Consider the following 14,508-nt stretch of genomic DNA (forward strand, 5'->3'; position numbering starts at 1 on the left):
TCCTTAGTTGACCTTCACTTGACCGCTGCCATCCAGGCGCGCGGCGAAACTGACCTGACGCTTGAAACCCTCAACTTCCAGCAGGCCTTCGATGCTGAAGGACAGGCGAAGCTGATCGTGGTCACGCGGCAGGGAGATGACACGCACGTTGCTCAGGCGTGGCTCGTAGGCTTCGATGAAATTTTCGATGGCCAGACGGGCCTGACTCAGGGAGTCGTGCAGGCTCAGACGCATGTCATTGAGATCGGGTAGTCCGTAGTCGGACAGCGTTTGCACGCTGCCCGCACGGGTGCTGAGCATCTTGGCCAGATGGGCAGCCACGGACGCCATGGCGGAGACCTCGCGGCTCCAGCCGACGCGTTTGTCCGCGTCGCCACCCAGGCGTTCGAAAAGGCTGCCGTATCCAGTCATGAATTAGCTCCGCTTACTCTTTGTCCAGCTTGCCAACCAGCGACAGGGTGAAATCGGCACCCATGTACTTGAAGTGAGGGCGCACGTTCAGGCTGACGCGGTACCAGCCAGGCTCGCCTTCAACATCGCTGACGATGATCTGGGCAGCGCGCAATGGACGACGGCCACGCACTTCAGCGCTCGGGTTTTCCTGGTCGGCCACGTATTGGCGGATCCACTTGTTGAGTTCCAGCTCGAGGTCGGTACGTTCTTTCCACGAACCGAGTTGCTCGCGCTGCAGCACTTTCAAGTAGTGAGCCAGGCGGTTGACGATCATCATGTACGGCAGTTGGGTACCGAGCTTGTAGTTCAGCTCTGCGGCCTTGCCTTCTGCGCTGACGCCGAAGGACTTCGGCTTCTGCACTGAGCTTGCGGAGAAGAACGCCGCGTTGTCGGAGCCTTTACGCATGGTCAGGGAGATGAAACCTTCCTCGGCCAGTTCGTATTCACGACGGTCGCTAACCAATACTTCGGTAGGAATCTTGGTTTCGATTTCGCCCATGCTTTCGAAGTGGTGCAACGGCAGGTCTTCCACCGCGCCACCGCTTTGCGGGCCGATGATGTTCGGGCACCAGCGGAATTTGGCGAAGCTGTCGGTCAGCTTGGTACCGAACGCGTAGGCAGTGTTGCCCCACAGGTAGTGCTCGTGGCTGTTGGCGACGGTCTCTTTGTACACGAACGATTTGACCGGGTTGTCTTCCGGATCGTACGGGTTACGCAGCAGGAAACGCGGCACGGTCAGGCCAACGTAACGGGAGTCTTCCGACTGGCGGAAGCTCTGCCATTTGGCGAATTGCGGGCCTTCGAAGTGATCTTTCAGATCCTTCAGGTCCGGCAGACCGGTGAAGCTTTCCAGGCCGAAAAATTTCGGGCCGGCTGCAGCGATGAACGGCGCGTGGGACATGCAGGCAACGCTGGACACGTACTGCATCAGTTTCACGTCCGGCGAGCTTGGGGACATGAAGTAGTTAGCAATGATCGCGCCCACCGGCTGACCACCGAACTGACCGTATTCAGCGGTGTAGATGTGCTTGTACAGGCCCGACTGCATCACTTCCGGCGAATCTTCGAAGTCGTCCAGCAAGTCGTCTTTGGAGACGTTGAGGATTTCGATCTTGATGTTTTCGCGGAAGTCGCTGCGGTCGACCAGCAACTGCAGACCACGCCACGACGATTCCAGCGACTGGAAATCAGGGTGGTGGAGGATTTCGTCCATCTGGCGGCTGAGCTTGGCATCGATCTCGGCGATCATGCGGTCAACCATGGCTTTCTTGACCGGCTCGCCGTTGTTCTGCGGCTTGAGCAGCTCTTCGATGAAGGCCGACACACCGCGTTTGGCGATGTCGTAGGCTTCGTCGTCCGGGGTCAGGCGGGTTTCGGCGATGATGCTGTCGAGAATGCTGTATTCGCCGTTCTCGTTGCTCTTTTGCTGTGCTGCGCTAGTGCTCATTGTTGGCTTCCTTGGCTGATGGGGGCTCAGACGTCTTGGGGCGCGGCGTTCAAGCCCAGCTCACCCAATACGCGACCGCGGGATTCGTCGTCGGCGAGCACGCCTTCGATGGCTTTGCGGAACGCAGGCGCATTACCCAGCGGGCCTTTGAGGGCCACCAGCGCGTCGCGCAGTTCCATCAGTTTTTTCAGCTCAGGCACTTGCTCGACCAGACTGGCCGGGTTGAAGTCCTTCATCGAGTTGACGCGCAGTTGCACGGCCAGTTCTTCAGTGTCGCTTTCTTCCTGAAGACGGTTCGGTACGCTCAGCGTCAGGCTCAGCTCTTGCTTGGCCAGCACTTCGTCAAAGGTCGTCCTGTCGATACTGATCGGCTTGCGATCTTCGACTTTGCGTTCGTCCTTGCGGTGGGTGTAGTCACCGATTGCCAGTAGTTTCAACGGCAGTTCGATCTCTTCCTGTGCACCACCGGTGGCAGGTTTGAACGTGACGTTGATGCGTTCCTTGGGGGCTACCGAGCCTTCTTTGGCCATGGCTTTTCTCCTTGCGGTTGTGGCCCTGGGGCCTATTCGAGTACCACTTCAAGATCGAGGTGGCACAGCCTGCGATAAATCTCTTCCTTGCGTTCACGTACGGCATGGTTCTGCGGTAACAACTCGCAGCAGCTATGCAGTAAATGCAGCACTTGCAGCGCAAGATCGGGCTCCCAGGCGTGCAGGCCTGAGTCCTGTAATGTTTGGTCGAGGGTTTCGAGTTGGGTCTTGGCCAGTTCGTATTTCTTGGCCATGAAGCACAGCCGCGCGAGGGCGAACTGCCAAAAGAAACGGACGCGCCCGCCCTGGGCGCTTTGCAGGCCCTGCTTGAGAATCTGCACGGCAGCCTTGAGGCCGTCCTTGCGCAGAACCGGCAGGACTTCTTCCAGGGCCAGTTCCCAGGCCGGCTGGGTGTCCGCGACTTCGACCTTGCGCGGCGCGCTGGCGGTTTGCAGGTGCGGCATGACGTTGGCGCTGATCCAGGCGCGGGTGGCCGGATCGGCGAACGGCGCGCCATCGTGGTAACACAATTCGATGATGCCGGGCAGGCGCTGAATCAACAGCGCGAAATGGATTTCCACCTCGCGCATGGCCATCTCGGCATTCAGGCCCTGAAGGCATTCCCAGACCATTCGTTGGCCGTCGAACCAGAACGGCGCCTTCGCGAGACTTGCCTCCAGTTCCACCAGCAGGTCGGCGTATTTGGCCTGATCGTAACGGTCTTGATAGGCCTTGAGCTTGTCCGCTGGCAAGCCGCGCAACGCGGTGATTTGCTCGGCATTACGCTCGGGAACAGCGTCGATGGGCAACCACAGCAGCGTGCGATTAAGGCGCAAGGCGCGCAGGTCAGTGGCCTTCTGCTTGAGCCACCAGGCACACAATGGACGCGCGCTTTCCTGCTGGGCGCGCAGGGCCTTGTGGGCTTCTTTTTCGTTGTCGATCGTTGCGCCGGGGGTTAACAGCTGCGTGGCGGCTTGTTTCACCTGAACCACTGCAGCGCCTACTACGCCGGGCTCCGGCTGATTGTCGGCGGCGCGTTGCACCATGTTTTTCAGGCGGCGGGAGATCGGCAGCAACAGCGGCGCATCGTCGCCCAAGTGCGCGGTGCAGGCGGTATCGAGGCCTTCAAGGTGTTCGACCAGCCGCCGGAACATCGGCAACTGCTCTTTGATCGCGACGTTTTCGGTGAGCACCTGCTCAAGACGCGGCACCAGCCAACTGATGGCAGCGGAGCGCGTGCGGGCCTTGCTCGGGTGAATCTCGGCCCAGTGGTTTTCTACCAAATGGTGCAGCAGACCGAGGCCGGCCAGCAGTCCCTGAAAGGATTCACGTTGGTACAGGGCCCAAGTCAACCACGCGCCGACCCGCAAATCCTTGGACTGGGTGCGCAGCAGGTTTTCGCTGTTTTCACGGATTTTCAGCCAGTCGATCTGACCGCTTTCGTGCATGGACGAGGCTTTCGCCAGCTCGCTTTCCAGGGCCTCGTATTCGCTCGAAAAACGAACGTCCTCGCCCGCGAAATTCTCTTTGGAAACAGAGACTTTTGCGAGTTCAAGGTAATGCGCGGAAAGTTTGCTTGAGTAGGACATCCATGGCCTTTATTCAGGATTACGGTCATACGCCCAATGAATATTTCAGCGGCGCGGGACAGTATCAAAGAGCTACGAAAAGTCTCATCCAATTGAGATCGTGCTCTTACAAAGTTGGCGCATCGTACTCACGATGATGGCCACTAGCAAGCACCCGATTAAACAACAAGACGAAGTGATGTTTATTGCCACAGGAGATTTCCCTATAGGTGTCAGGGTATCCCCTGATGTCGATTTAATATTTAACCCATCATCTGACACCTCTGAAACACCTGATTTAGAGCGGCCCGCCAAACCTGACGCAATCTTTTGGCTGCGAGCTTCCGTGGCAGGCGAACAGCATGCCAACAATTAGCAAGGATGAATGTAGGACCATTCCGAAATGTTTCCGATATTTTTCAAACAACGAGGCAAAACAATAGAGGCGCAAAAAAGTGCCATCGAATTGATGGCACTTTTGGTTTGAGTAGATACTCAAATTGTTCACCGCACCGTGTAATGGCAGGAACTTCGCGTGTAACTGCAATGCAATATTCTGAAATTCGGAAGTTTCAGACAGCGCTTCCGGCTGCGTCCTACATCACCCCGTTTAATGCGTTGTTAGCGTGCTAAACATTGACGCTTGCTCAGGCCGGGCAAGGCTCTGGCAACGCGACTTATTCCTCCTCAGCTCAAGGACGAGCTAACAAAGCAAAAGGATAAGCGAATGCTCCCTCCATCAATGGCTGATCATCACGCCCCTCCCGACTACCACAGATGCCTGCCCGCCGAGTTGCACGGGCAAGCGGACGCCTTTATCCGCTACTTGCGCGAGCTACCCGATAAGTCGACGGTCGAATGCCCGCATTGTGGTCATCAGCATTCCCTAACGGAGGCCCTTACGAACCCGCAACGCCCTTCTTGTCGCTGTGCAGTCTGCAGAAAAAGCTTTTACTGTCGGTCAAAAACCCCCTTTCCGAGTTGCGGGCATACGCATTTGTGGTCCGATTTCGGTCAGTACCTCTTGGCGGGCTGGACTTCGCCCAGTGCTGCGAAAGCGCTGGCCATTTCCTACGCCACCACTTGGCGCTGGATTAAACCTTGTCGTGCAGTCATGGCCGAAGAGTTCCCGACGTTGTACCACTGGTGGTCTGCGCGACAGGATCGAACCGACCTCACACCGCCGCCGCATATCGCAGCCCAGGCCCAGACATTCCTGAGTGTCCTGAAGCATTTACTGACGACACAACAAGCGGTTTGCTCGCGGTGTGACTCACTCCATATGCAGCGTGTCGATCAGCCGCGCCTTGGCTTTTACTGCTATGGCTGCTCAAGTACGTTGAGCCTGTCACAGGCCACAGAACTGTCACGAATGGGTCCTACGGAACACTGCCTGGATTTTGCTCAAGGGATGATCAATGGCGAAAGTGCGCCCGATTTGCAGCGTCGCACAGGGTTTTACACATCAGTCTGCGCGCAATGGCAACTGCGTTTTATGCGGATGATGGATCAGCAAGGGCACGCAGAGTTGATCCAGTGGATTACCTGGCAGCGTAGTCGTCGAGTTCAACAGCTGCAGGACATTGCGCGTCGAAGAGGGCAATTGCTGGCTGTGACTGGCACTCGTGATTGCACTGATGCGGAACGCCTGGCTGATCTGCCGACGGAATTGGGCAGGTAGAACGAGCGACATTTCAATCAGCCGGTCTGGTAGGACGTTTAGTGTTCCGCTGCTTCGCTCGTTGAAGCAACATTTGGCAATACGGGAAGTTACGCACACGGCTTCGGGACTCTTCTTACATCATTTCCATCCGCGCGTTGTTAGCGTTCCTGGCTCCTGCGAATCGCTCGGACCAGGCTCGGTCGGGTGTCGCAATGTTTTTTCTTTCAGCTCAAGGATGAGCTAACAAAGCAAAAGGATAAGCGCATGTTCGCACCCGCTAATACCCCTCAATTCACCCTTGTGATCCCAACGGTTCGCAACGATTTCAAAGTGCTGGCATTTGAAGGCACTGAAACCATCAGCGCCTTGTATTCCATTAAGGTCGATCTGGTCAGCGAGGACCCGGATATCGATCTGGAGAGCCTGCTCAACCAACCTGCATTTTTGCAATTCGGCCTTAACGGCGAAGGCATTCATGGCCACGTCGTAGAGGTGTCCGTGGGCGATCCTGGCAAGCGCCTGACCCGCTATAGCGTGAACTTGGCACCGGCGCTGTACTGCTTGCAGTTCAGCCACGATCAGCGGATTTTCCAGGGCCAGACGGTGCCGCAAATCATCGCTCAGGTACTCGAGGGGCATGGCATTCAGGCCGATGCGTTTACCTTCCACGTCAAGACAAGTCCCAAGCGCGAATACTGCACGCAATACCGCGAAAATGATTTCGAGTTCGTCCGGCGCCTGTGCGCCGAGGACGGCATCGCGTGGCATCACCAGCATTCTCGGGAAGGCCATTTGCTGCTGTTCACCGACGACCAGACCTGCTTTCCCAAGCTGGGCGAAACGCCGTATCGGCAAGACTCCGGCATGGTGGCGGAGCATCCGGCGGTCAGTCAGTTCTCCATGGGTTTCAGCACCCGCCCCAGCATAGTCACCCGCCGCGACTACGACCTGAACCGCCCCAGTCGGTTGCTGGAAACTCGCTTTACCGCTGAGTTCAGTCCCGAGCTTGAAGACTATGGTTACCCGCTCTATTTGGAAAGTGAAAAACTCGGTAAACAACTGGCCCGACAGGCACTGGAACGGCACCGAGTCGATTATCAGTTGGCAGAAGGTGAAAGCGACCAGCCAACTCTGCGCAGTGGCCACTTTTTCGGGCTGAGGGAACACCCACACGAAACGTACAACGATCTATGGCTGCTGCTCAGTGTTACCCATTCTGGAAAGCAGCCTTCGGTGCTCGAAGAGTCAGTCACAAACTCCACCGAACCCGAGGACGGTTTTACCCAGGGCTACCAGAACAGCTTTAGCGCGATTCCGTGGGACGTGTTTTATCGGCCACCAATGCCGGCACCGAGGCCGATGCTGAACTGCCAGACCGCTCGCGTCACCGGACCTGTCGGTGAAGAGATCTACTGCGATGAATACGGTCGCGTCAAAATCGAACACCATTGGGACAGAGCTGAGTACAACAGCGAAAAAAGCAGTTGCTGGGTGCGGGTGGCGTCCGGCTGGGCGGGGGACAATTTTGGCACGGTGACCATTCCGCGTATTGGCATGGAAGTCCTCGTCACCTACCTCGAAGGCAATCCCGATAATCCGCTGATAACCGGCTGCCTGATCAACAAGGTCATGCCCGCGCCCTACCCCTTGCCCGAGAACAAAACCAAAACTGTGCTGCGCAGCCAAAGCTCCCCCAGCACAGGCGGTTACAACGAACTGTCGATTGAAGACCGCGCCGGGCAGGAGTTGATTTACCTGCGGGCGCAGCGGGATATGGAGCAGAAGGTCGTAAATGACAGTCGGCTGGAGGTAGGCCATGAGCGTCGCGTCACCATCAAGGGTGACCGTATTACGGTGCTGGGGGCTGAAGAGCACCTCACTGTGACGTCGGATCGAAAAATCCAGGTCAGCAGCAACGACTACCTGCATGTCTCTGGCGACAGCCACACAAGAGCCGATGAAACGCTGGTTGTCGAAGCCGGTGAGCACGTGCACATCAAAGCAGGCACACACCTTGTGATAGATGCGGGTGAGAGCCTTTCCATAAAGGTTGGCGGTCAGCACATCGTGCTCAACGCCGACGGTATTTTCAGTAGTAGCGCGATTGAGGTTGGTGGCTCTCCAAAGCCGGGTTCGGCGGCACATACGTTACTGCAGGGGGCAGCGGCGGGGTTGTTGGTATCTGTCGCGCCTGAGCCCGCGCTCGCGCCATCGGAAGAGCATGAATTGGATGAGCTGGAGGAAGAGGAGGAAGAAGTCGAGGAAGAAGGGATTACTTTGCGGATTGGGGTGTTCTTTGATGGGACCGGGAATAACCGATCCAACAGTGAAATGGTGGCTGGGTGTTATGCGCGGGATGTGAATTTGATGGAGGAGGCGGAAGATATTCAGCAGTTTTGTCAGGCGTATGGGTATGACGGTATGGGGAATAAGCCAGATAGCAGTTATGGGGATGACACGAGTAATGTGGCGAAGCTGTATACCCTGTACGCCGATGATGGTCAGCGGCAACTGGCTGATGACGAAACTATAGGATTCATCCCCGTTTATCTGGCTGGCATCGGTACTAGCAGTGGTGAAGAGGATTCACCTTTTTCACTAGCGACCGGCGCAGGCGCCCATGGCGTGCTGGCGAGAGTAGAGCAAAGTCCCTCACTCATAAGACAAAAGCTTCGGCGGTTTCAGCTGATCAACCCTGAACGAAAAATTGAGCGAGTGGAGTTCGATGTTTTTGGCTTCAGTCGAGGTGCCGCCGCGGCTCGGCACTTCGCGAATGAAGTCATGAAGGGCAACCAAAGTATTCTGGCTTCGGCCCTTATAGATACTCCCGGTTTTGTTGAGGGCTTTAACTGGCGCGCCAATACGGATGTCTTTATCAACTTTATCGGCATCTTCGACACCGTTGCGGCAGTAGCCAACATGGCTGACGGTGACTTTAGCGTCCACGGCGCCAACAACCCCGGTGTTGACTTGTATCTAGCGCCCGATGTGGCAAAAAAGGTCGTCCATCTGGTGGCTCGGGACGAACACCGCCACAACTTCTCACTCAACAGCGCCGGCGCTGCTGATATCGAGCTGCCCGGCGCCCACTCCGACTTGGGTGGAGGGTATATACCAAACTTCATTGAACGAGTTCTGCTTGGCAAGCCGCGCTGCAGCCGCGACATGGAACTTTACGAGCCTTCTACAGCATCAAACGCCTATCGTTGGGCTCAGCAAGAGCTTGGACGCCTTCAAGATCAACTCAATTTGTGGGGGCTTACACTGGAGGTGAAAACCTGGGCGGTAGAGATTACTAGCAACGTAAAGGGTGACAGATCCAAGCTGAAGAATGTCTATGCAGCGGTCCGCAGCGAGCGGACTGTGCGCAACGATCTGGCGTTGGTTTACCTGCGAATCATGCGCGAGTTAGCAGCAAAAAATGACGTACCTTTTCGCGTTATCAACGATAAAGATCCAAAGTTAGCTTTACCCGAGGAGCTCCTAACCATCGCGCAAAAACTGATGACTTATGCGCTGGGCGAAAGTCGCAGTACGGGCTTGAGCGTGGTCGAGGAGGAGTTGCTCTATCAACGCTACATTCATCTATCTGCCAATTGGAATGCTGTCAAAGGCTGGAACAACAGTGACCTGAACATCGTATTTATCGATCGACCCGCCGAAAACCATAAACGCGTGGTGCATCCCAATGCGTAAGCGCTCATCCCTGCTTAAGGCAGGCTTTGCGCTGCTAACCGCGTTCTTGGGAGGATGTACTTCTGTCGAGAGCAGATCGTTACCTTACGACGCTTGGAGCCTGAATTTTTTTACGCCCGACTATATGGAAGCCTGGATCGAAACTGCGGATGTCGTTGATATCAATGAGCGGCTGTTCCGGGGTGCGGGCAGCGGCATACCCGCTATGGGGTATCCACGCGCGCTGAGCAAAGGCGTACCGTCTGAGTTCAGAGGTAAACCAGCGGGGTGGCGAGAAAATCCAGGAGGAAAGGGTCGGCATGTAACGGGCGCTGATCTGCCCCGTCTGGTGTACGTACGCTGGCAGTCTTTGGCCGAACCACAAACCTATGAAGCCTACATCGAGATTACTGAATCAGTCAGACAGTTAATGCGTAAACGCGAGGACGTATTTTGCGCATTTGACGGCAAGGTCATAACGGACTATCGAGAACTGCTGGTGGTGGGCTTGGCCCCTGGAGGTATCGCCAAAGTCTGGATAGAAGGATCCTGTCTGACGGCGATCGAGGTCACCCGTGTCCAAGGCACGATCAGCCCGGAAGGCCCATACAGGGGACAGTCAGGCGGCGCCTATTACCCCCTTTTGGAGGAGTCCAAAGCCTATATCGACAAATTCGGAATCCCCTATGGCAGTTGGTAGGAGTGCCAACAATTTCGATGGTTAAACACCCCCCGACAGCGCCCGTTTAAAACGCCTCAAGGTTACGTCCTGCAAGCTACAACTCCTTGCGCCGTTGCCTACGGCTACGCCAGAATCCGCCGGCTTGTGCGCCTTTCGGCCGGTCGGTAACTTGGTTCCTGTCACTGCCCATCAGTGATCGGGTTTAGTAGCCCGTCGTAGTTAAGTCGTACAAGTACTCATCAGTCAGGGGCTCAACCCTGCGCTTGATGGTAGCTGTGCGTAGGGCGCCCTCGGGCGCGCCGATTTCTTAGCTCGTCGGTCTACTAACCTGCGTACAGCTGCCTCCATTTCGTTTAGTAGCGGACCGGTCGCAGCCTCATTCAGAGAGAGCTAAGACATGTTCAAGGTCACACCTAACCCACCGGACACCGATCCGGTCTCCCCCTACGAAAGCCCCGACTCAAACAAGCTAAACGACGCCGCCGAGCGCGCCCTCGACCACCACTTTCCGCCAGCCAAATCAAAACCACCGAAACGCAAAGGCCAACTCTCAGCGTTTGCCCCGACATCAACACTGATGCACTGCTCGCCAACGCGTCGGAAGACTCTCGGTCCATCAGCGCCATCGCCGCCGACCTCGCCGACGATGTGGACGGCCCACAACGCTCCGTAGCCCTGGCGCTCAGCCGCATGGCCGACGGGGTGCATTTGTTGGTGGAGCGAGCGCTGGATCATCTGGATGAGCCGGAGATGGCGGCGATAATCGCCAAGCAAACGTGACCCTGTAGGAGCCAGCTTGCTGGCGATGGCGGTGTGTCAGGCGACTTCAATGTTGATTGATAAGCCGCTATCGCCAGCAAGCCGGCTCCTACAATGGTCATGCGTTGTCCGATCCGTAGGCGACCGGATGACCTTCGCGACCATAAAAAAATGGGCACCCAACCTCGTTGGCGTGCCCATTTTTTTGTCCCGCTCACCCGCTATGCGGGAGTCGGTGCGTGTTACGGATTAACGCTGTCTTTCAACGATTTGCCTGGCTTGAAGGCAACAGTGTTGCTGGCCTTGATTTTGACGGGCTCACCGGTTTGCGGGTTTTTGCCGGTGCGGGCACCGCGGTGGCGTTGCAGGAAGGTACCGAAGCCCACCAGCGTGACGCTGTCCTTGCGATGCAGAGCGCCGGTGATTTCTTCGAGAACGGCGTTGAGAACGCGGTTGGCCTGCTCTTTGGTGAGGTCTGCTTTTTCAGCAATTGCAGCGGCGAGTTCTGGTTTACGCATATTAGTGAAGCCCCTTTGACGGTTTTTTGTTGTTATGTCCGTGCTGCTCTCTGCGGAGCAGCGCCCAAGGTGCCGCAGATGCTCTACTCTGCGGCAGACGGGAGTGAGGATGGCACGCACGGAAGAGCCGCGCCAGTATCGGCGCGTGCTTTGTAGGGGCAAAAGCGGGGTGATTCCGACAGAACGACCGCTATTTACGCCAGCAGTGCCGGAAGCTCTTTGTTGAGGGCCAGTTTTTCCATGACGGCCGTGCCTGTCAGGGCATAACCGAGCAGTTTTCCGCTGGCATCGCGGCATAACACTTTGATGTCGGCGCCCTGCCCTTCGACGGTCCAGACGCCCTCGCTGCCCCGTGGTGGCGGTGATACCACCAACGGACACACCGGGGTTTTCACGGTGATCGGCATCGGGCCGTAGCTCACTGGCGTAGCGTTTCCAGCCAGAGTTTGGGCCAGCGCCCTTGCACAGCTCATCAGGGGCATGACGTACAGCAAATTCAGCCCATCGACCTCGGCGCAATCACCCAGCGCGTAGATATTGTCATGGGAGGTTTTCAGGTGACGGTCGACGACCACGCCACGGTTGACTTGCACACCAGCCGCGGCCGCCAGATCGATACGCGGGCGCAGGCCAATGGCCGAAACCACAACGTCGCAAGGGATCACCTGACCGTCGGACAGATGCGCTTCCAGGCCATCAGCCACGCGCTGCAAGCGGTTGAGCACCGGTCCGAGGTGGAATCGTGCACCGAGGCTTTCCAGCCCGGCCTGGACGGCAGCCGCCGCTGCCGGGTGCAACAGGGTCGGCATGACTTGCTCGCACGGTGCAACCAGTTGCACCTCGTAGCCGCCAAGGCTCAGGTCATTGGCGAACTCGCAGCCAATCAGGCCGGCCCCGAGCAGTAGCACCCGACGCTTGCCGGCCGCCGCTGCGCGAAAGCGGGCATAGTCTTCCAGATCGTTGATCGGGAACACGCAATCCGATGCGTCGCCTTCGATCGGCACCCGCACGGTTTCCGCGCCCCAGGCCAGAATCAGGTCACGGTAAAACACCGCTTCCTCACCGATCCACAAGCGCTTGTGGCCCGGATCGATGCCACTGATGCGCGTGTGGGTGCGCACTTCGGCTTTCAATTGCTCAGCCATGGCGCCGGGTTCGGCCATGCTCAGGCCGTCGGCGTCTTTGTTTTTGCCGAAACCGGTGGAAAGCATCGGCTTGGAGTAAGAGCGCCCGTCATCGGCGGTAATCAGGAGCAACGGGGTTTCGCTATCCAGTTTGCGAAACTCACGGGCCAGGTTGTAACCGGCCAGCCCGGTACCGACGATCACGACAGGTGCGTTCATTCCTTACTCCTCTAATTGTTTTAAGCAGCGATTTCGATCATTTCGAAATCCATTTTGCCCACGCCGCAGTCCGGGCACAGCCAGTCTTCCGGTACGTCTTGCCACAGTGTGCCCGGCGCAATGCCGTCGTCCGGCCAGCCGTCGGCTTCGTTATAGATCAGGCCACAGACCACACATTGCCACTTTTTCATTGGGTTCATCCTCAGGATTCAGGCGTATTGCCGGCGCGAACGGTCGATGGTTGCAGCGCTGCCGTCCGGCTCAGGGCGTTTTGTACTGATCGGGCCCGGCAGATGCAAGCCTGTTCGGCGCAATGGCGGCCCGGATCAATCAAAATCGCTGGCTGACATGGTAAGCTCGCCGCCTCATTTGCTGCCAATAATGACTCACTGTGCCGCACTCAATATCCCCGCTGTGGCTCACCCAAAGCCAACTCACGCCCCTCCCCGACGCGTCTACCCTCGACTGGCTGTTCGACGAAGGCTCCCTGACCCGACGGTTAATCCGTTTGTCGAATGACCGTTTCAGCGTCACGCCGCTGTTTGAAGGCTGGCAACCGCTGCGCGCCGACGAATGTGTCGCGCTGGATCTGGCCGAAGGCAGCGAGGGCTGGGTGCGCGAGGTGTACCTGCGTGGCCACGGCGAGGCGTGGGTATTTGCCCGCAGCGTGGCGGCACGCAGTGCGTTACAGGGCGATGGGTTGCACATGGACGAACTGGGCAGCCGCTCGCTGGGGGAATTGCTGTTTTGCGATCACGCGTTCCAGCGCCGCGCTATCGAGGTTTGTCACTGTCCTCAGGCATGGCTGCCGCAGGAATGCCGGGCACCTGAGCTGTGGGGCCGGCGCTCGCGTTTCGACCGTGGCGCCTTGAGCGTGTTGGTGGCCGAGATTTTCCTGCCGACTTTATGGGACGCCACCCGTGCCCACCCGGAGAACTGCTGATGTACCAGAGCCTGCTCAAGTCCTTGAACCGCTTGAACCCACGGGCCTGGGATTTCATTCAGCTGACCCGCATGGACAAACCGATCGGCATTTATCTGCTGCTGTGGCCGACGCTGTGGGCGCTGTGGATTGCCGGGAAAGGCTCGCCGTCGCTGGCCAACGTTGTGATTTTCGTTTTGGGCGTGATTCTGACCCGCGCCGGCGGCTGCGTGATCAATGACTGGGCGGACCGCAAGGTCGACGGCTACGTGAAACGCACCGAGCAGCGGCCCTTGGTCAGCGGCAAAATCAGTTCCAAAGAAGCCCTGGTGTTCTTCGCACTGCTGATGGGTGTGAGCTTTTTGCTGGTGCTGTGCACGAATGCGGCAACAGTCTGGCTGTCATTGGGTGGTTTGGCGCTGGCGTTCAGTTATCCCTTCATGAAGCGCTACACCTATTACCCGCAAGTGGTGCTGGGCGCCGCGTTTTCGTGGGGGATGCCGATGGCATTCACCGCAGAAACCGGTGAACTGCCAGCTGTCGCGTGGTTGCTGTGGATCGCCAACCTGCTGTGGACCGTGGGTTACGACACTTATTACGCCATGACCGACCGTGACGACGACCTGAAGATCGGGGTGAAGTCCACGGCGATTCTGTTTGGCGATGCAGACCGGGTGATCATCCTGACCTTGCAAGGCTTGGCGCTGGGCTGCTTGTTGCTGGCCGGATCGAAGTTCGAGCTCGGTGGCTGGTTCCATCTCGGCTTGCTGGCGGCAGCGGGCTGTTTTGCGTGGGAATTCTGGTACACCCGCGACAGGGACCGGATGCGCTGCTTCAAGGCGTTTTTGCACAACCACTGGGCCGGATTGGCGATCTTTATCGGGATTGTCCTGGATTACGCGCTGCGTTGATTTGTAGCGGCTGGCGCAGCCTGCGTCGGCCGGTCCG

Annotated in this window: 12 protein-coding genes and 1 pseudogene; 5 read left to right on the forward strand and 8 right to left on the reverse strand. The window is 57.6% G+C overall.

What is annotated here, in order from left to right:
• Positions 1-3: 3 nt before the first annotated feature.
• From tssE to ACWGZX_RS13805, 5 genes are all read right to left on the reverse strand, one after another.
• Entirely contained in the window at positions 4-411 is a 408-nt protein-coding gene (gene tssE, locus ACWGZX_RS13785; RefSeq protein WP_452628692.1) for a type VI secretion system baseplate subunit TssE, read from the reverse strand.
• Positions 412-424: 13 nt separating this feature from the next.
• Positions 425-1,900, reverse strand: a complete 1,476-nt coding sequence (gene tssC, locus ACWGZX_RS13790; protein ID WP_452628693.1) for a type VI secretion system contractile sheath large subunit — start codon at positions 1,898-1,900, stop codon at positions 425-427.
• 26 nt (positions 1,901-1,926) lie between these two features.
• Positions 1,927-2,430 carry a type VI secretion system contractile sheath small subunit gene (gene tssB, locus ACWGZX_RS13795; RefSeq protein WP_452628694.1) on the reverse strand — a complete coding sequence of 168 codons (504 nt, stop codon included), beginning with the start codon at positions 2,428-2,430 and terminating at the stop codon, positions 1,927-1,929.
• A gap of 32 nt (positions 2,431-2,462) precedes the next feature.
• Positions 2,463-4,019: a type VI secretion system protein TssA gene (gene tssA, locus ACWGZX_RS13800; RefSeq protein WP_452628695.1), complete on the reverse strand. Its 1,557-nt coding sequence runs from the start codon at positions 4,017-4,019 to the stop codon at positions 2,463-2,465.
• 1,444 nt (positions 4,020-5,463) lie between these two features.
• Positions 5,464-5,691: a hypothetical protein gene (locus ACWGZX_RS13805; protein WP_452628696.1), complete on the reverse strand. Its 228-nt coding sequence runs from the start codon at positions 5,689-5,691 to the stop codon at positions 5,464-5,466.
• Positions 5,692-5,925: 234 nt separating this feature from the next.
• On the opposite strand from ACWGZX_RS13805, the gene tssI reads away from it, so the two are divergent.
• The 3 genes and pseudogenes from tssI (at position 5,926) to ACWGZX_RS13820 (ending at position 10,798) form a co-directional block, all read left to right on the forward strand.
• Positions 5,926-9,357, forward strand: coding sequence for a type VI secretion system tip protein TssI/VgrG (tssI, locus tag ACWGZX_RS13810; RefSeq protein WP_452628697.1), 3,432 nt, complete (start codon positions 5,926-5,928; stop codon positions 9,355-9,357).
• Positions 9,350-10,036: a DUF2931 family protein gene (locus tag ACWGZX_RS13815; RefSeq protein WP_452628698.1), complete on the forward strand. Its 687-nt coding sequence runs from the start codon at positions 9,350-9,352 to the stop codon at positions 10,034-10,036. The genes tssI and ACWGZX_RS13815 overlap by 8 nt, the downstream gene beginning before the upstream one ends.
• Positions 10,037-10,415: 379 nt before the next feature.
• Positions 10,416-10,798: pseudogene (locus tag ACWGZX_RS13820) on the forward strand (DUF6124 family protein).
• Positions 10,799-11,019: 221 nt separating this feature from the next.
• Here ACWGZX_RS13820 and ACWGZX_RS13825 read toward each other — a convergent pair.
• The 3 genes from ACWGZX_RS13825 to ACWGZX_RS13835 all read right to left on the reverse strand — a co-directional run bounded on the left by ACWGZX_RS13825 (position 11,020) and on the right by ACWGZX_RS13835 (position 12,829).
• Positions 11,020-11,295: an HU family DNA-binding protein gene (locus ACWGZX_RS13825; protein WP_003213368.1), complete on the reverse strand. Its 276-nt coding sequence runs from the start codon at positions 11,293-11,295 to the stop codon at positions 11,020-11,022.
• A gap of 194 nt (positions 11,296-11,489) precedes the next feature.
• The gene (locus ACWGZX_RS13830; protein ID WP_452628699.1) at positions 11,490-12,638 is read right to left on the reverse strand and encodes an NAD(P)/FAD-dependent oxidoreductase; all 1,149 of its coding nucleotides are present in this window, start codon (positions 12,636-12,638) and stop codon (positions 11,490-11,492) included.
• A 20-nt stretch (positions 12,639-12,658) separates the two neighbouring features.
• Positions 12,659-12,829, reverse strand: a complete 171-nt coding sequence (locus tag ACWGZX_RS13835) for a rubredoxin (protein ID WP_007942683.1) — start codon at positions 12,827-12,829, stop codon at positions 12,659-12,661.
• 200 nt (positions 12,830-13,029) lie between these two features.
• On the opposite strand from ACWGZX_RS13835, the gene ACWGZX_RS13840 reads away from it, so the two are divergent.
• Entirely contained in the window at positions 13,030-13,581 is a 552-nt protein-coding gene (locus tag ACWGZX_RS13840) for a chorismate--pyruvate lyase family protein (RefSeq protein WP_452628700.1), read from the forward strand.
• Entirely contained in the window at positions 13,581-14,471 is an 891-nt protein-coding gene (gene ubiA / locus ACWGZX_RS13845; protein ID WP_452628701.1) for a 4-hydroxybenzoate octaprenyltransferase, read from the forward strand. The genes ACWGZX_RS13840 and ubiA overlap by 1 nt, the downstream gene beginning before the upstream one ends.
• Positions 14,472-14,508: the final 37 nt, after the last annotated feature.

Source organism: Pseudomonas sp. CLCA07 (assembly GCF_053615335.1).